Here is a 21,047-nt window from a genome sequence, read left to right on the forward strand (position 1 = left end):
AACGGGCGTGACGAGACGTTGAGGGCGATGGGAGCGACGAGAGCGCCAACAGTCCGAGAAGAACAGTAGCCAAACGTAGCGAGCGGTGGCCGTGGAGCCGAGTCAGTGCTCAGTGCTCAGTGTTCGACTTCAATCGCGAGCCCGGCCTCTGCGAGTGCATCCTCCGTCGACAGATCGTCGTGAACGACACCGGAGACGGCGCGAGTGATAGCCTCTGGGTTCTCGTGCTGGAAGATCGACCGGCCCATTGAGACGCCAGACCCCCCGGCGTCCATCACGCCGCGGACCATCTCAACCGTCTCGCGGTCAGTGCCCTTCGAGCCGCCGGCGATGACGACCGGTAAACGAGTCGACTCGACGACGTGCTGGAAACTCTCTGCGTCGCCGCTGTAGCCAGTTTTCACGATGTCAGCGCCGACCTCTTCGGCGAGGCGGACCGCGTGACCGAGTGCCTCTGGATCCTCAGAGTCAACATCCGGGCCGCGGGCGTAGGCCATCGCAAGCACCGGAATCCCGAACTGGTCTGCCTTGCGAGTCAGGTCTGCAAGCTGACTGGTCTGTTCGGGTTCGTACTCAGAGCCGACGTTGATGTGGAAGGAGACGGCGTCGGCACCGGCACGAATCGCTTCTTCGACGGTTCCGGTCAGGCGTTTATCCTGCTCGTCTGGGCCGATCGTCGTCGAACCGTTGAGATGGACGATGTAACCCTTGCCGTTCGTGTTGTCGTGAACACGTGGGGCGATTCCCTTCTGCGTGAGGACGGCGTCCGCGCCGCCGCGGGTGACGCCGTCGATGGTCGATTCGATATCCTTCAGTCCCTGAACAGCTCCCATCGTGAGGCCGTGGTCCATCGGGATAATTACGTACGAGTCGTCTGTTCCGATCCGATTCAGTCGTGCTGTGAGTCCTGCTGTAGTCATTGCGAGTGTATAGCAAACTTGCGGTTATGGCTGTTCTGGTTCCGGTGCTTCTTCCCGCCCCTGCTCGTGTCCGTTCCTCTGCTCGCCGCCGCAGCGCGCCCCCCGCTTGAGTTCGCGCGCCTTGGACTCGAGTGCAGCCGCCGCGGGCGCGTCGCCGGTGCCGTGCTCGGCGATCAGGTCGACGAGCGCGCTGCCGACGATAACGCCGTCCGCGCCGGCCTCGATGATTTCGGCGGCGTGGTCGCCCTCGCTGACGCCGAAGCCGACGGCCTTGGGGACGTCGTACGCCGAGAGTCGCGTCAGGCTGTCGTGTGTTGCGTTCGAGACGTCCGCCCGCGCGCCGGTCGTTCCGAGGCGGGCCTGGACGTAGGCGAAGCCCGAGACCTGGGACATAATCCGGTCCAGGCGCTCGCCGGCGGTCGTCGGCGCGACGATGAAGACGAGGTCGAGGCCGTGGTCGTCGCAGGCGTCACGGAGCGGGTCCGCCTCCTCCGCGGGGAGGTCGGGAACGATGATTCCCGAGAGGCCCGCGTCGGCTGCTCGCTCCACGAACGGACGGACATCGGGTTCAGAGCCGTACTGGAGGATCATGTTGTAGTACGTCATCACCAGCAGCGGCGCGTCCGTCTCGAGTTCGTCCACCAGGTCGAAGAACCGCGCGGGCGTCGTCCCGGCGTCGAGCGCGCGGTTGATCGCGGCCTGGATGGTTGGCCCCTCGGCGATCGGTTCGGAGAACGGCAGCCCGAGTTCGATCAGGTCCGACCCGCCGCGGTCGAGCGCCTCAACGTATTCCTTGGTGTCCTCGAGCGACGGGTCTCCCGCCGTGATGTACGTAATGAGCGCGGGATGGTTCTCACGGATGGCGGCCTCGATGTCGCTGTCTATCGTCGCTGTCTGTTCACCGCTCATCTATCGAACACCTCCACGTCCGGCGCAGCATCGAGGTCACGTTTCTCCGTCTCCTCGAGTACCGTCTCCAGATCCTTGTCGCCGCGCCCGGAGACGTTGACGACGACGAGATCACCGAGTTCCTCGTGTGCCTCCTCAAGGAATCCGAGCGCGTGACTCGATTCCAGCGCCGGGATGATTCCCTCCAGGTTCGAGAGTCGGTGGAAGGCATTGAGCGCGGCGTCGTCGTCGACGCTTGCCGGTGTCACGCGGCCGGTGTCGACGAGGTGTGAGAGCTCTGGGCCGACGCCGGCGTAGTCCAGCCCCGCGCTCACGCTGTGAGATTCGACGATCTGTCCGTCGGTGGTCTGGAGGAGTTTCGTCATCGCGCCGTGGAGGACGCCGTCGGTGCCGGTCGAGAGCGTGGCGGAGTTAGGCGCGAGTCCTTCGTCCTGATCGATCTCGAGACTCGAACCGCCGGCTTCGACTGCGTAGAGGTCGACACTCGAGTCCGGTACGAACTCGTGAAACGCACCCATCGTGTTCGAGCCGCCGCCGGCGCAGGCGACAACGCTGTCGGGGAGTCGGCCGGCCTGCTCCTGTATCTGGTCGCGAGCTTCGGCGCTGATAACGGACTGGAAGTCTCGAACCAGCCGTGGGAATGGGTGCGGGCCGACGATGGAGCCGATGACGTAGTGGGTGCGCTCGACGGTGGTCGCCCAGTCGCGCATCGTTTCGTTGATCGCCTCCTTCAGGGTGCCGCTGCCGGCGTCGACGGGGTTGACCTCGGCACCGTTCATCCGCATCCGGTAGACGTTCGGGCGCTGGCGGTTCACATCGGTCCGGCCCATGTAGATCTCGCAGGGCATGTCGAGGTGGGCTGCCGCCATCGCGGTGGCCGTCCCATGCTGGCCCGCGCCGGTCTCGGCGATGATCCGCTCTTTGCCCATGTATTTCGCGAGCAGCACCTGGCCGAGCGCGTTGTTCAGCTTGTGTGCGCCACCGTGGACGAGGTCCTCTCGCTTGAGGTAGATTTCGCGGTCGTAACGCTCGCTGAGTCGGTCTGCGCGCTGCAGCGGCGTCGGTCGGCCGCCGAAGTCGCGCATGCGCTCGCGAAACTCGTCCATGAACCCGTCCTCGTTGTCGAGGACGTACCGCTGGTAGGCGTCCTCGAGTTCCTGCAGAGCGGGCATCAGTGCCTCCGGAACGTACTGGCCGCCGTAGTCGCCGAACGTACGCTCACGGTTCGGTTCCTCCTCGGCGGGTGGGTTTGATTCGGTTTCGCTCATGTCTGTGTGCGTGTCTCCGTCGTTGCTGTCGGTTCCACTGCCTCTACCAGTCGTCGTGTGTTGGCGGTCACATCGCTGTCGCCGTCGCCACCATGATCCATGATGGCGCTGCCAACCAGTAACGCGTCCGCGCCCGCGTCGCGCATCCGACGGACATCCGAAGGAGCAGAAATCCCGCTCTCAGCGATCAGCGTCACGTCGTCCGGGTCCGGTCTCTCGGTTCCACCGCTCGACTCGTCGAGGCGACAGAGTCGCCTCGCGTGCGGTGCAACAGATTCGAACGTCCCGAGGTCGACCTCGAGTTTTGCGAGATCACGATTGTTCACCCCGATGAGCGTCGCACCGGCCTCAAGGGCGTCAGCGAGTTCGTCGCGGTCGTGAACCTCGACGAGGGGCTGGAAGCCGCGCTCGCGAGCGGCTCCGACGAGTTCGTCGAGATTGTCGACGAACCGGGCGATCAGGAGGACCAGGTCGGATTCGACCACGTCCAGACTTGCCTCCTCGAGGATGAAGTCCTTCCGGAGGACGGGGACGTCGACGGCCTCTCGAACCTGCCGCAGGGCGTCTGGCGAGCCGCCGAAGTGGGTTGGTTCAGTCAATACTGAGATTGCCGTTGCGCCGCCTGCAACCATCGCTTCGGCCAGTTCGGCGGGGTCGTCCTCGCGTGTACCGTCCGTCGTCGGACTCGTCGGTTTCACCTCGGCGATGACCGGTACCCGGCCGTCTTGTTCAGTCTGCGCGACCGCGTCGAGAAACGACCGCGCGTCGACATCAAGCGGTGCCCGCTCCCGGTCCTGTCCCGCAGCAGCGCGCTCGGCGGCGGCTGCGAGAATGGATTGCACCGGTGGTGCGAGCTCCGTACCAGAAGTCATTGTTGTACATCAACGTACTCATTTGTACAAAAGTGTTGCGCCATCCACCGCCACTCACAGTGACGACCGGCGACTATTCAAGGCCGTGTTTCCTACGGACCGCGTATGGAGGACGTTACGGACGCTGGAATCTACGCGCGGGAGTCGACGTATCTCGACCGGTACGTACAGCTCGGTGCGGCCAGCGGGCGCGTGCTGACTGTTTCCTTTCCGGACGCACCCGAAGACGACGCCGAAGGCGATCACCCGGTACTCGATCGAATCTTCGAGTACTTAGACGGCCTCGAACCGGTCACCTTCGACGACGTACAGGTCGCACTGACGATTCCGACCGACCAGCGCGCCGTACTCGAGCAAGTACAGTCAATTCCGTACGGTGACCAGGTCGACGTCGCCACGCTTACGCAGATGACGCCCGAACTCGACCCCGACGACCAGGACGACGGTATCCTGGTTCGGACGGCACTCGACGAAAATCCAGCGCCCATTCTGATCCCCGACCACCGCGTCCGCGACGGCCCGAGTGCCGCACCACCGACCGTCGAACAGAAGTTACGCTCACTCGAAGAGTTGTAGTGGAGGTCGACTCTTACTCTGCCGTCCATGTCACGTACAGATACAGGCCGATCCCGATGAAGACCAGCAGCGACGACACCTGGTTGAGTGCCGGCGACTGTGTGAACAACGCCCCAAACTGCGCGATTCCGCCCACAATCAGAAAGACAGCACCGCCTAACGCTGCCGAGAGTTCACCATCCGACAGATCAAACAACACGACCCCGACACCGATCGCGATCGTCCCAAAGACGAACTCGGCGGCAAGCGACGCGATCACGTCCCCGGTCATCGCACTGTATATGACCAGTGCGAAGTAGAGGACAATTCCGAGAAAGATCGCACGATACGCTGCATCCGGCACGGCATCACTACGGCTCATACCCGATTCTTTTCGCGTGGAATTGTTACCGTTCGGATTTCGTGTCACTCCTCACGGTCCGGATCGGACGCCGCGGACGCGGAGGAAGACGCTGACTCTGCACCCACCAACGACTCACTCCACTCGAGTCCGAACGCCTCGTGCACGACGAACTCGAGTGCGTTGATCAGGTAGTGTGCGACGACGACGACGAGGAAGCTGCCGGTGACGATGAACAGGGCGGCGAGGACGAGGCCGAGTGCGCCGGTGACGATAATGCCGACGGTGCCTTGCATGCCGTGGCCGAGCGCGAACGCGATCGATGAGAGGAAAGCGAGGAGCCACGGCGAGATGTCAAAGCCGGCTGAGAGGACGCCGATGAGTGCGGCGCGAAAGAGGAGTTCCTCGAAGATGGCGATGATCGGGAGCACGACGAGCAGGAGGACGAGCCAGCCGCGTGCGGAGTCGGGGGCGAGCATCGATCGGAGTCGCTCGTCGTGGTCGAAACCGAATCGTGTCGCGAGTGCAGCGCTAAATTCGTTCCCGATGTAGAGGAGGATACCGGCGACTGTGCCGATGAGGAGTCCGGTCGTGAGGTAGTCGACGCTGAACTCGATGCCGAGCGCCCACGCTGGGATGCCGGTGTAGAGAATCGCGCCGAGGATGAGCAAGAGGAACAGACCCTGTGAGACGGCGACGTTCGCGAGGAGCATTCCGGTCGAGAGGTCGGTCGGATCGATTTCGTCGCGCTGGGCACGGGCAGGAGAACGTGCTGTGTCGTCTGGCTGTTTGCTGTTTTCGGTGGCGTTGGTGTTGGCGCTGGCGTTGCCAAGGTCGGTGCTGATGTCGATATCGACGCTGGTGTTGGTGTCAGTATCGGTGTTGGTGCCAGTACCGGTCCCAGTGTCAATAGCCGTGTCAGTACCGGCATCGGTAGCTGACTCTGGAACAGGATGGTTCTCTTCCGTCACGGACTCCACGGACTCTGCAGACTCCCTAGCGCTCGCTAGCGAGGAGTCAGGCTTGGAAGAAGTGGCTGCATCCGTGTCGGTAGGAGTCGTCGTATCAGCGTCAGTGCCAGTACTGATGTCAGTGTCGCCGTCACTGTCAGCGTCAGCAAACGACGACTGTGTGAGATGCGAAAGAACGAGCAACAACACGAGGACGACGCCTGTGATCGCCGCGAACGCCGTCCACTGTACCATCGATCGACCCTCCTGTCGTTACTGTGGACTTGGGTTCGACCCGCTTGCGGAGCCGACCGTCTGCTGGTCGAACGCCGAGCCGGTGATCGACTTCAGGCGGTCGACGAGCGAGTCCTTCTTCGGTTCGCCCTCGAGTGCGACATCGAGCACTTCACTGATGTTCTCACACGGGACGATCTCGACCATCTCGTCGTACTCGTCTTCGATCATCACGTCCTGCTCGTTGGCCTTCGGAATGATGACCTTGTCACAGCCGGCCTTGGCGGCGGCTTCGATCTTGTGGGTCACCCCACCGACCGGGAGCACGTCGCCGCGGACCGACAGCGAGCCGGTCATCGCGACCGACTGGTCGACCGGAATATCCTCCAGCGCGGAGATGACGGCGGTTGCCACCGTGATGGAGGCGGAGTCGCCGTCGACACCCTGCTGGCCAGCCTGGACGAACTGGATGTGGATGTCCTTCTCCGAGAGATCCACGTCGGAGAACTTCTTGATGATCGCCGAGACGTTCTGGACCGACTCCTCGGCCATCTCCTTGAGCTTCCCGGTGGCGATGACCTGTCCACCACCCTGTGCGGGCGCGATTTCGGCCATGACCGGCAGCATGATTCCGGAGTCTTCGCCCATGACTGCGAGGCCGTTGACGCGGCCTTCGACGCCGTCGTCGGTGACCTGCAGTTCGTAGTCCTTGCGGCGTTCGATGTAATCGTCGGCCAGCTGCTGTTCGATCGAGCGCGAGCGCTGCTTGGCCTGGAGCACGTCGTCGCGGGTCGTGCGGTCGCGGTCCTCGGCGCGGGCGATGTCACCGGCGACGCGGACCAATCCACCGAGGCTGCGGAAGTGCAGCGTCAGGTGGTTCTTCCGGCCCGAGCGACGCTTGGCCTCGAGGAGCAGTTCCTCGACGGCGTCGCGGGTGAAGTGTGGCAGGCGGCCATCGCGTTCGACTTCCTGGGCGATGAACCGGGCGTACTTCCGGCGCATCTCCGGCGTGGACTCGATGGTGTCGTCCATGTAGACCTCGTACCCGTATCCCTTGACACGGTTCCGGAGTGCGGGGTGCATGTTCTCCATGGCGTCCAGGTTCCCTGCAGCGATCATGACGAAGTCACAGGGGACGGGTTCGGTCTGAACCATCGCGCCCGAGGAGCGCTCGGACTGGCCTGTGATCGAGAACTCGCCTTCCTGGATCGCCGTCATCAGCTTCTGCTGGGTACGCACGTCGAGCGTGTTGATCTCGTCGACGAACAGCACGCCCTTGTTGGACTTGTGGATCGAACCAGGTTCGACGCGGTCGTGGCTCGGCGTCTCCATCCCACCGGACTGGAACGGGTCGTGGCGAACGTCGCCCAGCAGCGCGCCGGCGTGAGCGCCGGTCGCGTCCTCGAACGGTGCCTGGCGCTGCTCGCCGTTGTTGATGATCATATTCGGTACCATCGCGTCCGTTCCGCGGCTGGTATAGCGGAAGATAAGCCAGACAACACCAGCTGCGATGATCCCCATCAGTATATTCGCCGGACTGAGGATCGTGTAGCCGATAATGATCGCGATAATGATCCACATCAGGATCGAGCGCATCTGGTTGCGCTTTCGCGCTTCCTCCTTGTGCGCGTCGATGATCTGTTCGCCCTTGCCTGCTGGGACGGTGCGGACCTTCGGCTCGTTGCCGTCGTCCGGGTTGTGATAGACGAGTACGTCCTGCAGGTCCTCCTGTGGCAGGAGCTGACTCATTGCCTTCGCCAGCATCGACTTCCCGGTCCCCGGGGAACCGATCATCATCACGTGGCGGCGCTGCTTTGCCGCCTTGATGATGATGTCTCGCGCCTCGTCCTGCCCGATGACCTGATCGACGAGTCGGTCGGGAACCTCGATGTCCTCGGTCGACTCGATCTGGAGGCCACCGAGGAGGTCGTCTTCGGCAATCTCCTCGTCTACTTCGACGCCAGGATCGACTTCGACCGTACTGCCGAGGTCATCAACAGTTTCGATCTCGTCATCGGTACTGTCGGTCCTGTCGTCGCCAGCGTCAGCCCGGCCGTTGGACTCGTCGGTTCCGAGGCCGTCGTCGCCGACGGTGATCCTACTATCCTGTTCGTCCTCGTCGCTGGTGACATCAGTTCCGCCGTCGACGTCGTCTGGGTCACCGGTTTCATCGGTCGGCGACCGGTCTCCCTGACGCTCCGTCTCCGAAGACTGAGACGGTGACTGTGATTGAGACTGGGAAGCGGGAGATTGTGAGCGCTCCTCCGTGCGCTCGGTCTCGTGCTCCCGTTCTGTCTCCTGCGCCTGTTCCTCGTCCGGCGCAGCTCCGGAGGCGTCCTCGGGAGGGTCGTCAACGTTCGTATCGTTGCTCATAGAACTCTGTTCGGTACCTGTTTCGAAGGGATTGCCACTGATATACTTTCTCCATGCGTCGAATCGTGTCGAGTGCCGAAAACGGCAGATAGGGCGGCTAACGGACACGTCCTATATCGGAACAGTACTGGTCAATATCCGAATGGACGTGACAGCGAATTACCTGTTACATTCCCGGACACTCACGGGAAGAAACCGGTTTCGTTGCCGAGAACTCGAGATCGGTTCATACAATGCCGAACGTATCTGTTTTCGAATATGGGGGAATGCCTGTGATCAGCTCAAGCGGTGAGAAAACGGCAGGCGATAGCCAATGCGAAACCGATTCGCCCGCGACTAACTCGCCACGCTTAAGCGCGATGCCCAAACAATGTCCGGCATGACCCGGGGGTTCTACATCGGCCGCTTTCAGCCCTTCCACAACGGCCATTACAACATGGTCGAACGCATCGCCGCCGACGTCGACGAACTCGTTCTCGGCATCGGCAGTGCCGACAACTCACACACCGTTCGCAACCCGTTCACCGCCGGCGAGCGAATCATGATGATCACCAAATCGCTCGTCGACACCGACCTCGTCACCTACGCCGTCCCCATCGAGGACTTAGAACGTAACTCTGTCTGGGTGAGCCACGTCCAGAGCATGAGCCCCGACTTCGACGTCGCCTACTCGAACAACCCGCTCGTCATCCAACTCTTTCGCGAGGCCGACATCGAAATCCGCCAGTCCCCGATGTTCAACCGGGACGTACTCGAGGGCTCCGAGGTTCGCGAACGCATGATCAACGGCGACGACTGGGAGTCGCTCGTCCCCGAACCGGTCGTCGAAGTCGTCGACGAAATCGGCGGTATCGAACGCATTCAGATGGTCAGCGGCTCGGATTCGAACGGCGACTAGCGCGTGTACACTCCGGTTCCAGACCGCTCACAGGGGCGTGATTTGTCTCGGTTTCCATCAGTCTGGGTTGCGGCGACGATGGCAATACTCGGCGTCTCCGCGCTCGGAGGGATGCTCGTAACGCTCGCCGTTGCTACCGAGATGACGACACCGACGAGCGGCTCTGTTGCACTCAGCAATCTGCTCCAGAGCGTTTCGATGTACGCAGTCGCGGTGGCGTTGACCACCGGTCTGCCACCAGGCTTTGTTGTCCTCCGACGAGTCATCGACACAGCAAGATCGGGAACAGAGCTTGCACTCGGCCCCGGCACGTTCGTCCTGCTCTGTCTCGAGTGCTGTGCGCTCGTCAGCGCCGCCGTGAGCTATCCGATCGTCGTTATCTTTGCGGAGTTCTGGGGACCTGGGTTCCGACCAGTGTCGATCGCACTGACGTTCGGACTCGAGTCCGTCGCCGGCGTAACTGGCCACGAGGCGGTCGCCCTGTTTCTGCTGGCGGTGGTCTGCTGGGCTGTTGCCTGGCTGATTGCGGCTGTTCGTGGCGAGACCTGAGCGGGCGGCAGGGTCCCGCTTTCCGACCGGGTGTCCGGTTCCGAACAACCTTTTCTGAATCGGCGGCTTTGATACGGCATGATCACGATCGCGTCGGACTTTGGCTCGCCGTATCCGGCGACGATGAAGGGCGTGCTCTGTCAGCGTGTGGATGCCAGCGCTGAAACGGGAACTGGCGCAGGAACAGGAACAGGAACAGGCACGGCCACGGGTACAGACGCGGAGACGGACACAGACACCGGAACTACTCCCGTCACTTCATCCACCTCGCCCACTCCGTCCACCACTACCAGTACCACTCCCAACACCGACACCACCAGACTGGTCGACATCGCCCACGACTTCCCACGCCAAGATATCCGGGCGAGCAGCTTCTGGCTGCGCGAAATCCTGCCGTACTACCCACCGGCAGTTCACCTCGTCGTCGTCGACCCTGGCGTCGGCACCGACCGCGACGCACTCGTCGTCCGCGCGGGCGAGCACATCCTGGTCGGACCGGACAACGGCGTCCTGCTGCCCGCCGCCCGCCGACTCGCAGGCGAAGACGGAGACACATCGTCGGCGGGGCCACTCGAGTACTACGTCATCGACGAAACCGAACTCGAGCCGCCGGCGGTTGCGGGCCAGGGCGGTCCCCAGCAGAGCGACGACGCGGCTGGCCCAGCAAGCAACACCTTCCACGGCCGCGACGTGTTCGCACCCGCTGCTGGCGACGTTCACGAGTTCGGCCTCGACCGGTGCGACGACCTGATCGAACTCCCCTTCCTCGAGCGGACGGAGTCGGTCGTCGACCTCTCGCTACCGAGCGCAACTGTTGACGATGACCGCGCTGAGGGAGAGGTGCTCGTCGTCGATGATTTCGGCAACGCTATTACGAACGTACCAGGGAGATTTCTGGCGGCAGGTGGCCGTGACCACGACAACGACAACGACCACGACAACGACCGCACCCACGTACTTGCGAACGGCGAGCGGGTACCTGCTGTGGACACCTTCGCTGCCGTTCCCGTCGGCGACCGCCTCGCAACCGCCGGCAGCCACGGCTACGTCGAACTCGATGTCAACCAGGGACGGGGCAACGAAGCGTTCGATCTCGGGGCCGGTGATCGGGTGGTACTCGAGTTCCCCGTGGTCGAGTCGTAGCGATGGACGATGAGCGAGGAAATACTATAGTACCAACTGGAACTGTTTACACATCAATCACATAGCCTTCGTGCGATTGGGTGTGCACTGACTTTCAGTGGCTACTATAGGCTGGTGGCGAGACAGTTGTGAGCGCCAGCGCTGGAGCTAATTGGCACGGTCAGACAGGACAGGATAGGCCAGTCCAAAGAACGGCTGGCAGCGCGTTAGCCAACGATGTCAGCCCGCCGAGGATCAATCACGATTTCGCCGTCGTCGTGAATCGTGATGTCGTGCTGGGCGAACAGAAACGAGATCGAATCGGTTCGCTCGCCGATCCGGCGTGCCGACCGCCGACGCCAGTCAGTGACCAGCGCGTTCAGCGCGTCCGGATCGATACTGTTCGCGAGCGGTTCGAGTTCGGCCGGCTCAACGCCCGAAATCGACGAAATGGCGAGCGGTAGCGCCACTGTCACGGGCTCGTACTCGCTTTCGTCACACCACAGGTGGTAGGTGCCGCGAGCGTCGTTGTGGTAGACGGTCTGACCAACCGCCTCGTCGACCGGCGTCAATCGGTCTGATGGAGCCATGCCGGACATAACAGCTAGGGACAAGGGATGTTAACACTTAACACTATTGGCCAGTCAGGAGACGTGACCAGTTCGAACACCAGAACGTAGTAGCCGAGCGATCAGAACGCAGTGCCTACCACGCGGTACGAGCGCTCCGCTTTCGGTATCTCAGGCGGCTAAAAAACGCGAGGCGGCAAGCCGTACCGCCGAGAAAGACAGCGACGGACGCGTTATTCGGCGGCAATGACGTCGTCGATGCGGACGATCATCGTCGCGGCTTCGGTCGCGCTCTCGACCGCTTCACGCTTGACATCGGCTGGGTCAACGACACCGGACTCGAGTGGGTCGCCGATCGTGACATCTTCACCGTCGGTGATTAGGCCGGCGCGGCCCTCGGATTCGTGGGCAGCGCGGAGGTCGACGAGTGCGTCGATTGGGTCCTGACCGGTGTTCGCGGCGAGCGTTCGTGGCACGACGTCGAGCGCGTCCGCGAAGGCGGTGACAGCGAGCTGCTTGCGACCCTCGATCCCGGCGGCTTCCTGGCGAATCTTGTCGGCGATGGCGATCTCGGTTGCACCGGCACCGGGCACGACCTCGCCCGACTCGAGTGCGGTGGAGACGACGTCGAGTGCGTCACCGATGGCGCGCTCGAGTTCGTCGACGACGTGCTCGGTGCCGCCGCGGACGAAGACGGTGACGGTCTCGGCGGCTGCACCGCCTTCGACGAACGCGAGGTCGTCGTCGCCGTAGTTTTCGGCGCTGATGCGGTCGGCGTGTCCAAAGTCGGCTTCCTCGAGGTCATCGAGTGCGCCGACGCGGGTTGCGCCGGTTGCGGAGATGATGTCCTTGGTGTCGCTGCTGCCGACGTTTTCGAAGACGAGAATGCCCTCGTTCGCGAGGAACGTGCTCACGCGGTCGTCGACGTCATCCGTGGTGATGACGACGTCAGCACCGCTTTCAGCGACGGTTTCGGCGTAGCCCTGCACCTCGCTCTCTTCAGCGTCGATGGCCGCGTTGAGCTGGTCGATGGAGTCGATGGCGTACTCCGCGTCGACATCGCCGGTGCGGACGCCGAGTTCGACGTCGAGGACGGCGATCGAGGCGTCCTCGACCTCCGAGGGCATGCCCTCGTGAGCCGGCTCCTCGTCGATGACGATGCCGGGGACGAGTTCGGTCGCGTTCGAGGAAGCACCGATCTGGGTGTGGACGGTGACGTTGTCGCGGGCGACGCCCTCGTCGCTCTCGACGTGGCGGACGGCCTCGACAACCGTCTCGGCGAGGGATTCGGCGGTGAGGCCACCGGTGCCCTTGCCGGTCATGCTGGATTCGGCGACCTGCTTCAGGATTTCGTCGTCGACGGCGGCGTCACCGACCTGCTCGTCGATTGCGTCCTGTGCGATCGAGGCGGCCTCGTGGTAGCCCTCGACGATGGTCGTGGCGTGGACATCCTGATCGATGAGGTCCTCGGCCTCGCCGAGGAGGTTCCCAGCGATGACACCTGCAGTCGTCGTGCCGTCGCCGACTTCCTCCTCCTGGGTCTCGGCGACTTCGACGATCATCTGGGCCGCTGGGTGCTCGATGTCCATCTCGTTCAGGATGGTCGCCCCGTCGTTGGTGATGACGACCTCACCGCTCGAGTCGACGAGCATCTTGTCCATCCCACGAGGTCCGAGCGTCGTCCGTACGGCCTCGGCAACTGCCTTGCCGGCCATGATGTTGGACGACTGGGCGTCGCGGCCCTGTGTTCGCTGGCTGTCCTCGCTCATAATGAACATGGGCTGTCCGCCCATGCGTCGCTGTTGTGCCATGATTGTATCCTCACTAACTATGTCGTCAGCACTTCTATATAAACTTTTTCCTCCTTCACCTTCTCCGTCTTGCGATTCTGACACCGACAGACGAGTGCTCCCAGTCGCTGTGAAAGTCGGTAGCAAAATATGGTTCGACACACAATAACCGCGTGGGATGCTGGAGCTGGAACACGGGTTTCGCGTCGTCGACAGCTACGCTCGGCTGGCCCCCGGACGACGCGACGAACCGCACGATCGGACGATCACTCCCGACCGCCTCGAACGGGAGATGCATCAGGCGGGAATCACCAGATCGGTCGTCTTTCCACCGGCCGAACCGGAGACGAGCTACGTCGCGGCCAACAACGGCGTCGCCAGACGCAGCGTCGACCGCCCCTTCGTCGCGTTCGCCCGAATCAACGGCTCGCGTCGGCCCGGGGCGACCGCTACGAGCCGCCTGCACAACGTCGTCAGCTGCCGCGGCCGAGAGGAGTACCACACAACACCCGGTGACGTCGAAAAGTACGCCTACGACGACCGCTTTCATGGCTTCGTCCTCGACCCACTCACCGACGGCCTGCCAGACGAGGAGGTACTCGAGACGCTCGACGATGTGGGCCTCCCGTTGATCGTCCGCGGTGGTGCGGATGCGCCACCAGCCGCGCTCGCCGAGACCGTCTTCGGGCGCTCGTTTCCCGTCGTCGTCGCCCACTTCGGCGGCCACCCACTCAGCCGGTCGCAGATGCACGAGATGGTGGATTTACTGGACGAGTTCGACGACTGCTACGTCGAGACGAGTTTCGTCCGCTATCGGGACGTACTCGAGCGCGCGCTCCTTGAGCACCCTGACCGTGTCCTCTTCGGCAGCGGTGCGCCGGCCTGCCATCCAAACGTCGCGGTGATGGAGATTCTCACGCTCGACGTCTCCGAAGATAAGCTCTGGCGGGCGTTTTCGAAGAATGCGTGTCGCGTGATCGAGGCGCTCTCGCCGGATGCACAGTTGCGAATTCGTCACTGAGTGCGGTGAGCCGAGCCCTGAGCGCGACGATTGTATCCCGTCGACCTTCCAGACCTGACAATGATCCTCCACTGCTGCGACGAGTGTAGTAATTTATAGTCATGCCCCAATACCCGCCACGTATGGACGCGGGATGGAGTCGGCTGCGATCACTGTTTGCCCGACACTCGACGAACACTCGGAACGCTCGGCGTACCCGGCGTACCCAGCACACCCGGCACACCCGGCACACTCAGCGTACCCGAACCCGCTGGAAGATCCAGCAACCACCAATCAATGGGATATAACGTCGACCAGGGCGTCAGCGACCGTCTCGCCCTCCTTCGGACCTACTGCTACGGCCTCTGTATGGGCATCGCCGACGCCCTTCCCGGCATCTCCGGCGGCACCGTCGCCCTCCTGCTCGGCTTCTACAGCCGCCTCATCACCGCCGTCACCGCCCTCACGCCCGGCCGCGCACTTGAGGTCCTCCGTGGCTACGACCCCAATCGTCGTGACCGTGCGCGCGAGGCACTACTCGAGATGGACTTGCAGTTTCTGCTCCCGCTCGGTATCGGGATGGTAACCGCGGTCGCGCTCATCGGCAGTGCGGTCTCCGCGCTGTCCGAATCCCAGCCGATCGCACTCTTTGGCTTCTTCATCGGGCTCATCGCCGCCTCGGCGGTGGTCCTCTTTCGGAGCCTGCCGTTCAGCACGACGAAACACGTCCTCGCAGCAGGAGCTGGGACCGCACTCGCATTGCTCGTCGCAAGTAACGTACTTCAGCTACCGGGAACCGGGCTGGTGCTCATCTTCCTCTCTGGTGCGCTGGCGATCAGTGCGATGATCCTCCCCGGCGTCTCGGGCTCGCTCATCCTGATTCTGCTCGGCCAGTACGTCGTGATGATGACCGAGTTGAGCGACTTTCTCACCGCAATCGGCCAGTACGTCTCGGGCGTCGGCTCGGTAGAGAACGTGCTTGATCCGGGGACGGCCGTCGTCGTCTTCGTCGTTGGCGGGCTGGTCGGACTGGTTACGATCGCTCGCGTGGTTCGAGCGGCCCTCGACTGGCAACGCGACCTGACGTTGCTCTTTCTGGTCGGCCTCATCGCTGGCTCGGTGCCTGCGCCGCTGCACAACATCGGCGAGGCACACGCCTGGACGAGTGAAGTCATCGGGTTTACGCTCGCCTGGGCGGTGCTCGGGGCACTCGTGTTGTTCGCGCTCGATGCGCTAGCTGGCGGCTTCGACCCAGAGTAAGATTTCTCGGACACCGTCAGCGCTTCGTTCGGTCTACCGGCGGTCGTACACCCGAACGGCCCGATCGTGGCGCACCGAAATTCCGTTCGGATTCCGCTGTGCCGACCGGTCACCGACGCGTGCCCGAATACCGTCGACGAACCCGCGCGCGGTGTTGGTAACAACGTCGGTACCGTCCGACACCCAACCCGTTGGCGTCGCCTCGCCGGAGACGATCCGGCGAACGCCGGACCCACCGTCTCGAAGCGCGCTGCCGATCGTCCGCACGACGACCGTCGGCCGCGGTCCGTAGTTCTTCGCGAGCCGGTAGGACAGCGCCCGGTACGTCGCTCCCCAGTCATACTCAGTCTGGCCGCCATCGGCACCAACTTCGGCGCGAACAGCCATCTCTCCCTGCCAGTGCACGTCGAAGCCGAGGCCCGCCACCCGATGTGCACAGTCGCGTGCTCCGTCACCCTTCAGATATTCGTCGAACCCGTCGAGCGCGTCGAGCACCGTTCGGTCGAAGGCGACGTTGCTCCCGTCGAACAGCGTCACCGATCGACGGGCGACGGTCGCCGTCCGCTCAGCATTGACCGTCTCGAGTTCCCCCGAGCCGGTGACCGGGCCGGTGACTACGTCCGCGCCATCCGCGAACGCAGTTTCGACAGCGTCGACCCAGCCGTTCTTGACCGCGTGCGCGCCGTCGAGGAAGGCGATCACGTCGCCCGTTGCGACGCTGCAGCCGACGTTGCGCGAGACGTTCTCGTTTCGCTCCGAAATCTCGACGAGCACGTCGACGTCGGGCCGATCACGGACAACACCCGTCGTTCCGTCAGAAGAAGGACCGTTGACGACGATCACTTCCGTCGACTGCGGGACAACCTCACAGAGTGCGTCGAGCGAGGACAGCAATCGCTCCCGGTCGTTGAGCGTCGAGACGACTACCGAGAGCTCCATACTGTGTGGTAGAACACCCCGGGAGTAAAAATACGATGGGATTTGCCCGGTGGTGATACTGAGTGGTGAGCGTTCGTCACCGAAGCCGCGTGTTCCAGTACGACACCGACGCGAAGTGATCGGTGACTGCGTTCCCGCCAACCGCCGTATCGATCGTCCGGATCGGCGAGGCGAGCCCGTTCGGAATCGAGCGATAGAGGCCGTACGGAACGAGGAAGTCGTCCTCGACGTCGACCAGCGTCAGGTTCGTCTTCGCGAGCAACTCGCTGACCTCACTCTTCGAGTACAGTCGCGATCCCATCGGCAGCGCCCAGTTATAGACGCTGCGCGCGCTAAAGCGGTTGAACGTATCGAAGACGATCTGGTCGCGCGAGACGCGACGCATCTCCCGCAAAAACGCCTCCGGATCGTCCGCGAGGTGGAAAAAGCGCATCGCGATCACCGTATCGAAGTGATCGTCCGGGAACGGCAACCGCCCGGCGTCACCACGAAGGAACTCGAGTGTCCCCGCGGGGTCGGCGCGCTGTGCTTTCGTTCGTCCCTGTTGGAGCATCGCTGCAGAGATGTCGAGTCCAACGACGTCGGCGCCCTGTTCGGCGAGCATCACCGTGAATCGCCCAGTACCACAGGCGATCTCGAGGATATTCCGGTCCTCGACGGGCATGATCGCCTCGAGGACGGCTTGCTTCTCGCGGCGGTCGATCAGCTGTCCGCCCTTCGAAAAGCGTTTGTCGTCGTATTCCTCGGCGACGTCGTCGGCCTGGTACCACTCCTGTCCTTTCACACTGGGCGCAACTACAGTAGCCGTGGGATAAAACGATACTGGAGTTGGTCGGCACATCTGACTGGTCACCAGTCGGGTAACTCCCGAACAAGTTCGCCCAGAATCAACTGCGGGAACGGAGTGCATCTAGCGATCGACCCACACAGCGATCCGTATTAATATCACATGTGTACTCCTTATACAACTTGGATTATTCGTATCCACATATAGGGAAGCTTTACCAGCACTGATTCCGCTCGACATGGTATGAGCATGAGTACCGCAGAGGATGGCACCGCAGCAACCGAAGAGGTTCTTTCAGCCGACGAGTACCGCGAGCGACTTCGTGACCTCCCACCAAGCGCAAAACTGGTCGCGAAAGTTCTCGAAACCGATTCGCCGCTCTCGCAGGGGCAACTCGCCGAGGAATCACTGCTGCCAGACCGCACCGTTCGCTACGCGCTCAACCGTCTCGAGGACGTCGGCCTCGTCGACTCACGATACAGCTTCCGCGACGCCCGCAAGCAAGTGTACTACCTGAAGAACTGACATCTGAAGAACTAACCGCCGATCACAGGGGTTGTGCTGTCGACAATCACATTGTCGTCGCCCGTGATGTCGGACTATGGTTGCGTCTCCGCCCGACACCGCCGCCGTGACTGAGTGCAGTGCTATTACTCGCTGTGTCGTTCCTGTCGAAACACGCGCACCGAGCGGCAAGACGAACGCGTACGTCATCGGCGAAGATCCTGCCGTGCTTGTCGACCCAGCTACCAGAACCGACGCACTCGACGAACTCGTCGCCAATCGCACTGTCGACCACATCGTCGTCACCCACACGCATCCGGACCACGTCGGCGCTGTCGCCGCCTACGCCGAAGACACCGACGCAACCGTCTGGGCCAGACGCGGCCGCGTCGACCGCTTTCAAGCGGCAACTGGACACAGACCCGACCGCGAGCTCGGACCCGGAACGACAATTCAGCTCGGCGACAAACCCGTCCGCGTCCTCGATGCGCCGGGCCACGCGCCCGACCACGTCGCACTCGAGTGCGGCCGGAGCGGGCCGATCCTCTGTGGTGACTGTGCGGTCCGCGAGGGCAGCGTCGTCGTCGGCGCTCCCGAGGGAGATATGCGTGCGTACGTGACGACGCTGCGTCGACTCTGGGCGCGGAACCCGCCGGCGCTCTATCCGGGCCACGGACCGACGATCAACGCGTCGCGGGAGACGATCGAACGGCTGCTCGATCACCGCGCACGCCGCGAACAACGCGTGCTCGCGACCGTCGAGGACGGCGCGACGACGCTCGCGGAGATTCTCGACGGCGCGTACGAGAAGGACCTGACCGGTGTCCGTGACCTCGCGCGGACGACCGTTCACGCGCACCTCGCGAAACTCGATACTGAGGGGGCACTCGAGTGGGACGGCGAGCGTGCCCGCCCCGATAACCGGTTTTGCACCGGCAGGTCGTAGCGCTACTCCTGTGAACTGAACTGGAACTCGAAGGTCAGCTGGTCTTCCATCTTCACCCTGACGCCGCCGAACTCGTCCGATATTTGCGTACGGGCGTTGGAACTCGGCTCGACCGTAAGGGTGACGCTGTTGTTAGTCGCGTTGTACTCGATCTGACTGACGGTGACGTCGAACTTGAACAGGGTGGGGACATCCGTCCGAATTCGATCGCGGACGCGATCGATCTCCGTCTGGACGTCGGCCATCTCCTCGTTCAATGATGTCATGGTGCAACATATGTTGCGAGAAGTCGTAACAGTTTGTCCTGCGTTCGGTTCGGCTGTCCGTCCAATGGGCGGATAGGGACGACACAGCATCGGCATCACGAGCGACTTACTTTTCCCGCTCGGCGCGTATGACCAGACGTACACGTGCAATCACTGGAGGCGGAACTCGAGGAAGCCCGCGCCCTCGAGGTCGACGCGCTCGCCGACGCCATCGAGTCGATCGGATTCGAGTGCACGCGCTGTGGCGCGTGCTGTACGGGCGAGGCCGAGGACGACCACACGGCGACGGTGTTCCCTGACGAAGTGCGCGATCTACAGGAGACGACAGAGCACGACTGGCGCGATGTCGCCCGACCAATGCCCTATGGACTCGCCGACGGTGAGGACGGGCCGGAGGGGGAGACCTTCGAGTGGGCGCTCCAGACCGACAGCTGTGGCGACTGTGCCTTCTACGAGGAGGACGACAACGGTGTCGGTGCCTGTGTCGCACACGATGACCGGCCGCTGATCTGTCGGACCTACCCATTCAGCGTAGCGCTCGCCGGCACCAGTCAGCCAATGGGTGAGGTCGTTGACAGCGTTGCGCTGGGAGCGCAACGGGAAGTCGACGAAACCGGCGACGAGGAGAGTGTCGTCCAAGCCCACGAGTGCGAGGGCCTCGGTCGTGACATCTCCCGGTCAGACGCCGAGGACCTCGCCGCGGCGCTCAAGGAGCGCGCCGTGCGGGAACTCGAAGAGGCGATCGGTGTCCGTGACGCATACGAACCGACAGCGGTGGACCCCGGTGAAATCGTCGTCCACGATTCCGAGGGCGCGAAACGGCCGGACGGGACACCGATCGACGACTGACGCCGATCGGAGCAACACGAAACCAGCGGGAAATTTATACGCGTCGTCAAATAGTTCAGTATGGACATTCCGTGGACCGACATCCGCCACGTCACGAAGGTCGACCCCGCGAAGCCGCTCCCGGACGATGCCGGCGTCATCGCGGACACCGATCTGGTGATCGTCGGCGGATCGGATGACGTGACGGAGGCGAACACGCTGGCGACGATCCAGTCGATCTTACGGCTCGCTCCGGACGTGCCGATCTTTCAGGAGCCCTACAGCGCCGAACAGGTCTCGACGGACACTCTCGACGCGATCGACTATCTCTCCGTCCCCGCTGTCTACAACGGCGACCGAAACAACTTCGTTGGGAAGCACCTCGATCTCTTCGCCGAAATCGCGCGCAAGCCGGACGAACTTACTGGGAGTAGCGTCCCGCTCGTCGGTGATCTGATCACTTCCAAGGGCGTCGACGCCGTCGAGCGATTGGCGACGAAACTGGTCGGCGAGGGGTACGTCGTCCAGCACGTCGACTCGGCTGCAGCGGATGTGTCCGGCGTCGAGACGGCGTACACGTCCGAACAGGTTGCCGGGGCCGCGCTCGCAACCGAGATGTTCTACGACTTCCCGATCTTCTACGTCGAATACTCGGGCACTTATGGCGGCCCGGAGGACGTGAAAGCAGCCGCGCGATACCTCGATGAGACGGCATTGCTCTACGGCGGCGGCATCGACTCGGCCGCGAAGACGACCGAGATACTCGAGGCGGGTGCGGACGCGGTCGTCGTCGGTGACTGTTATCACGACGATCCGGCACTGTATCAGCGAACAATTCCAGGCTGGTAGTTGCGAGTTGCAAGTACCGAGTTCCGCCGCTGAGAGCGGCAAGTCGCTGTGTGCAGTGTTTGTGGTGCCTCTCTGTGTCTGTAGCTGACCCTCTCTCTGTCTCTATGCGTTCAGAGGGAGCAGTCGTCGTCACAGGTATACTCACAGCCACAGTCACATATCTCCGGCAATCGACACAGTGAACAACGGACAAAAGAGCGGCCTACAGGTCAGAACGAGTGAGTGTGCGCCTTCGAGAACGAACGGGGGAACGAGAGAACTGCCGAAATCACAGCCGCTGGAGGGCGACAGGGCGCTG

The 21,047-nt window shown here is 62.9% G+C and carries 22 protein-coding genes; 10 read left to right on the forward strand and 12 right to left on the reverse strand.

The window, feature by feature from the left end; all coding sequences use genetic code 11:
- Nucleotides 1-116: 116 nt before the first annotated feature.
- Genes C482_RS19180 through trpC form a run of 4 tightly spaced genes read right to left on the reverse strand, consistent with a single transcriptional unit; the run spans nucleotide 117 to nucleotide 3,969 of the window.
- Nucleotides 117-920 carry a 2-amino-3,7-dideoxy-D-threo-hept-6-ulosonate synthase gene (locus C482_RS19180; RefSeq protein WP_006169479.1) on the reverse strand — a complete coding sequence of 268 codons (804 nt, stop codon included), beginning with the start codon at nucleotides 918-920 and terminating at the stop codon, nucleotides 117-119.
- A 24-nt stretch (nucleotides 921-944) separates the two neighbouring features.
- Nucleotides 945-1,829 carry a tryptophan synthase subunit alpha gene (gene trpA, locus C482_RS19185; RefSeq protein ID WP_006169480.1) on the reverse strand — a complete coding sequence of 295 codons (885 nt, stop codon included), beginning with the start codon at nucleotides 1,827-1,829 and terminating at the stop codon, nucleotides 945-947.
- Nucleotides 1,826-3,097, reverse strand: a complete 1,272-nt coding sequence (trpB, locus tag C482_RS19190; RefSeq protein ID WP_006169481.1) for a tryptophan synthase subunit beta — start codon at nucleotides 3,095-3,097, stop codon at nucleotides 1,826-1,828. The genes trpA and trpB overlap by 4 nt, the downstream gene beginning before the upstream one ends.
- The gene (gene trpC, locus C482_RS19195) at nucleotides 3,094-3,969 is read right to left on the reverse strand and encodes an indole-3-glycerol phosphate synthase (protein ID WP_006169482.1); all 876 of its coding nucleotides are present in this window, start codon (nucleotides 3,967-3,969) and stop codon (nucleotides 3,094-3,096) included. Before trpC ends, trpB begins: the two co-directional genes overlap by 4 nt.
- A gap of 105 nt (nucleotides 3,970-4,074) precedes the next feature.
- Here trpC and C482_RS19200 point away from each other — a divergent pair, with 105 nt between their 5' ends.
- Nucleotides 4,075-4,545, forward strand: coding sequence for an MGMT family protein (locus C482_RS19200; RefSeq protein WP_006169483.1), 471 nt, complete (start codon nucleotides 4,075-4,077; stop codon nucleotides 4,543-4,545).
- Nucleotides 4,546-4,558: 13 nt separating this feature from the next.
- Here the strand turns inward: C482_RS19200 and C482_RS19205 are convergent, their stop codons facing one another.
- Genes C482_RS19205 through lonB form a run of 3 tightly spaced genes read right to left on the reverse strand, consistent with a single transcriptional unit; the run spans nucleotide 4,559 to nucleotide 8,442 of the window.
- The gene (locus C482_RS19205) at nucleotides 4,559-4,906 is read right to left on the reverse strand and encodes a hypothetical protein (protein WP_006169484.1); all 348 of its coding nucleotides are present in this window, start codon (nucleotides 4,904-4,906) and stop codon (nucleotides 4,559-4,561) included.
- Between the two features lie 44 nt (nucleotides 4,907-4,950).
- Nucleotides 4,951-6,090 (reverse strand): CPBP family intramembrane glutamic endopeptidase, encoded by a 1,140-nt coding sequence (locus C482_RS19210; RefSeq protein ID WP_006169485.1) that lies wholly within the window; start codon nucleotides 6,088-6,090, stop codon nucleotides 4,951-4,953.
- An 18-nt stretch (nucleotides 6,091-6,108) separates the two neighbouring features.
- Nucleotides 6,109-8,442: an ATP-dependent protease LonB gene (gene lonB, locus C482_RS19215; protein ID WP_006169486.1), complete on the reverse strand. Its 2,334-nt coding sequence runs from the start codon at nucleotides 8,440-8,442 to the stop codon at nucleotides 6,109-6,111.
- A gap of 379 nt (nucleotides 8,443-8,821) precedes the next feature.
- Here lonB and C482_RS19220 point away from each other — a divergent pair, with 379 nt between their 5' ends.
- From C482_RS19220 to C482_RS19230, 3 genes are all read left to right on the forward strand, one after another.
- On the forward strand, nucleotides 8,822-9,340 hold the full coding sequence (locus C482_RS19220; RefSeq protein WP_006169487.1) for a nicotinamide-nucleotide adenylyltransferase: 519 nt from the start codon (nucleotides 8,822-8,824) through the stop codon (nucleotides 9,338-9,340).
- Between the two features lie 78 nt (nucleotides 9,341-9,418).
- Nucleotides 9,419-9,889, forward strand: a complete 471-nt coding sequence (locus C482_RS19225) for a hypothetical protein (protein WP_006169488.1) — start codon at nucleotides 9,419-9,421, stop codon at nucleotides 9,887-9,889.
- A 78-nt stretch (nucleotides 9,890-9,967) separates the two neighbouring features.
- The gene (locus tag C482_RS19230) at nucleotides 9,968-11,032 is read left to right on the forward strand and encodes an SAM hydrolase/SAM-dependent halogenase family protein (protein ID WP_006169489.1); all 1,065 of its coding nucleotides are present in this window, start codon (nucleotides 9,968-9,970) and stop codon (nucleotides 11,030-11,032) included.
- Nucleotides 11,033-11,238: 206 nt separating this feature from the next.
- Here C482_RS19230 and C482_RS19235 read toward each other — a convergent pair whose 3' ends face one another.
- A complete protein-coding gene (locus C482_RS19235) occupies nucleotides 11,239-11,610 on the reverse strand; it encodes a HalOD1 output domain-containing protein (protein ID WP_006169490.1) in 372 nt (123 codons plus the stop codon).
- A gap of 203 nt (nucleotides 11,611-11,813) precedes the next feature.
- Nucleotides 11,814-13,358: a thermosome subunit alpha gene (gene thsA, locus C482_RS19240; protein WP_049897014.1), complete on the reverse strand. Its 1,545-nt coding sequence runs from the start codon at nucleotides 13,356-13,358 to the stop codon at nucleotides 11,814-11,816.
- A gap of 190 nt (nucleotides 13,359-13,548) precedes the next feature.
- On the opposite strand from thsA, the gene C482_RS19245 reads away from it, so the two are divergent.
- Both C482_RS19245 and C482_RS19250 read left to right on the forward strand, forming a co-directional pair.
- Nucleotides 13,549-14,391, forward strand: a complete 843-nt coding sequence (locus tag C482_RS19245; RefSeq protein WP_006169492.1) for an amidohydrolase family protein — start codon at nucleotides 13,549-13,551, stop codon at nucleotides 14,389-14,391.
- A 276-nt stretch (nucleotides 14,392-14,667) separates the two neighbouring features.
- Nucleotides 14,668-15,630 carry a DUF368 domain-containing protein gene (locus tag C482_RS19250; protein ID WP_006169493.1) on the forward strand — a complete coding sequence of 321 codons (963 nt, stop codon included), beginning with the start codon at nucleotides 14,668-14,670 and terminating at the stop codon, nucleotides 15,628-15,630.
- A 33-nt stretch (nucleotides 15,631-15,663) separates the two neighbouring features.
- On the opposite strand, the gene C482_RS19255 is transcribed toward C482_RS19250, so the two are convergent.
- Together C482_RS19255 and C482_RS19260 are read right to left on the reverse strand one after the other, a co-directional pair.
- On the reverse strand, nucleotides 15,664-16,569 hold the full coding sequence (locus tag C482_RS19255; protein ID WP_006169494.1) for a glycosyltransferase family 2 protein: 906 nt from the start codon (nucleotides 16,567-16,569) through the stop codon (nucleotides 15,664-15,666).
- 76 nt (nucleotides 16,570-16,645) lie between these two features.
- Nucleotides 16,646-17,353 carry a class I SAM-dependent methyltransferase gene (locus C482_RS19260; protein WP_006169495.1) on the reverse strand — a complete coding sequence of 236 codons (708 nt, stop codon included), beginning with the start codon at nucleotides 17,351-17,353 and terminating at the stop codon, nucleotides 16,646-16,648.
- A 246-nt stretch (nucleotides 17,354-17,599) separates the two neighbouring features.
- Between C482_RS19260 and C482_RS19265 the strand changes: the two genes are divergently transcribed.
- Both C482_RS19265 and C482_RS19270 read left to right on the forward strand, forming a co-directional pair.
- On the forward strand, nucleotides 17,600-17,881 hold the full coding sequence (locus tag C482_RS19265) for a MarR family transcriptional regulator (RefSeq protein WP_006169496.1): 282 nt from the start codon (nucleotides 17,600-17,602) through the stop codon (nucleotides 17,879-17,881).
- Nucleotides 17,882-17,957: 76 nt separating this feature from the next.
- A complete protein-coding gene (locus C482_RS19270) occupies nucleotides 17,958-18,806 on the forward strand; it encodes an MBL fold metallo-hydrolase (RefSeq protein ID WP_006169497.1) in 849 nt (282 codons plus the stop codon).
- 2 nt (nucleotides 18,807-18,808) lie between these two features.
- On the opposite strand, the gene C482_RS19275 is transcribed toward C482_RS19270, so the two are convergent.
- Nucleotides 18,809-19,072, reverse strand: coding sequence for a hypothetical protein (locus C482_RS19275; protein WP_006169498.1), 264 nt, complete (start codon nucleotides 19,070-19,072; stop codon nucleotides 18,809-18,811).
- A gap of 144 nt (nucleotides 19,073-19,216) precedes the next feature.
- On the opposite strand from C482_RS19275, the gene C482_RS19280 reads away from it, so the two are divergent.
- Together C482_RS19280 and C482_RS19285 are read left to right on the forward strand one after the other, a co-directional pair.
- Nucleotides 19,217-19,921 carry a YkgJ family cysteine cluster protein gene (locus tag C482_RS19280; protein WP_006169499.1) on the forward strand — a complete coding sequence of 235 codons (705 nt, stop codon included), beginning with the start codon at nucleotides 19,217-19,219 and terminating at the stop codon, nucleotides 19,919-19,921.
- A gap of 60 nt (nucleotides 19,922-19,981) precedes the next feature.
- Nucleotides 19,982-20,749: a heptaprenylglyceryl phosphate synthase gene (locus tag C482_RS19285; RefSeq protein ID WP_006169500.1), complete on the forward strand. Its 768-nt coding sequence runs from the start codon at nucleotides 19,982-19,984 to the stop codon at nucleotides 20,747-20,749.
- Nucleotides 20,750-21,047: the final 298 nt, after the last annotated feature.

Source organism: Natrialba chahannaoensis JCM 10990 (assembly GCF_000337135.1).
In the GTDB taxonomy this organism is placed as follows: Archaea; Halobacteriota; Halobacteria; order Halobacteriales; family Natrialbaceae; genus Natrialba; species Natrialba chahannaoensis.

Excerpts from the sequence above, each read along its gene's own strand:
- C482_RS19180 (WP_006169479.1), bottom strand. The coding sequence starts at position 920 with ATGACTACAGCAGGACTCACAGCACGACTGAATCGGATCGGAACAGAC.
- trpA (WP_006169480.1), bottom strand. The coding sequence starts at position 1,829 with ATGAGCGGTGAACAGACAGCGACGATAGACAGCGACATCGAGGCCGCC.
- trpB (WP_006169481.1), bottom strand. The coding sequence starts at position 3,097 with ATGAGCGAAACCGAATCAAACCCACCCGCCGAGGAGGAACCGAACCGT.
- trpC (WP_006169482.1), bottom strand. The coding sequence starts at position 3,969 with ATGACTTCTGGTACGGAGCTCGCACCACCGGTGCAATCCATTCTCGCA.
- C482_RS19200 (WP_006169483.1), top strand. The coding sequence starts at position 4,075 with ATGGAGGACGTTACGGACGCTGGAATCTACGCGCGGGAGTCGACGTAT.
- C482_RS19205 (WP_006169484.1), bottom strand. The coding sequence starts at position 4,906 with ATGAGCCGTAGTGATGCCGTGCCGGATGCAGCGTATCGTGCGATCTTT.
- C482_RS19210 (WP_006169485.1), bottom strand. The coding sequence starts at position 6,090 with ATGGTACAGTGGACGGCGTTCGCGGCGATCACAGGCGTCGTCCTCGTG.
- lonB (WP_006169486.1), bottom strand. The coding sequence starts at position 8,442 with ATGAGCAACGATACGAACGTTGACGACCCTCCCGAGGACGCCTCCGGA.
- C482_RS19220 (WP_006169487.1), top strand. The coding sequence starts at position 8,822 with ATGACCCGGGGGTTCTACATCGGCCGCTTTCAGCCCTTCCACAACGGC.
- C482_RS19225 (WP_006169488.1), top strand. The coding sequence starts at position 9,419 with ATGGCAATACTCGGCGTCTCCGCGCTCGGAGGGATGCTCGTAACGCTC.
- C482_RS19230 (WP_006169489.1), top strand. The coding sequence starts at position 9,968 with ATGATCACGATCGCGTCGGACTTTGGCTCGCCGTATCCGGCGACGATG.
- C482_RS19235 (WP_006169490.1), bottom strand. The coding sequence starts at position 11,610 with ATGTCCGGCATGGCTCCATCAGACCGATTGACGCCGGTCGACGAGGCG.
- thsA (WP_049897014.1), bottom strand. The coding sequence starts at position 13,358 with ATGTTCATTATGAGCGAGGACAGCCAGCGAACACAGGGCCGCGACGCC.
- C482_RS19245 (WP_006169492.1), top strand. The coding sequence starts at position 13,549 with ATGCTGGAGCTGGAACACGGGTTTCGCGTCGTCGACAGCTACGCTCGG.
- C482_RS19250 (WP_006169493.1), top strand. The coding sequence starts at position 14,668 with ATGGGATATAACGTCGACCAGGGCGTCAGCGACCGTCTCGCCCTCCTT.
- C482_RS19255 (WP_006169494.1), bottom strand. The coding sequence starts at position 16,569 with ATGGAGCTCTCGGTAGTCGTCTCGACGCTCAACGACCGGGAGCGATTG.
- C482_RS19265 (WP_006169496.1), top strand. The coding sequence starts at position 17,600 with ATGAGCATGAGTACCGCAGAGGATGGCACCGCAGCAACCGAAGAGGTT.
- C482_RS19270 (WP_006169497.1), top strand. The coding sequence starts at position 17,958 with ATGGTTGCGTCTCCGCCCGACACCGCCGCCGTGACTGAGTGCAGTGCT.
- C482_RS19275 (WP_006169498.1), bottom strand. The coding sequence starts at position 19,072 with ATGACATCATTGAACGAGGAGATGGCCGACGTCCAGACGGAGATCGAT.
- C482_RS19285 (WP_006169500.1), top strand. The coding sequence starts at position 19,982 with ATGGACATTCCGTGGACCGACATCCGCCACGTCACGAAGGTCGACCCC.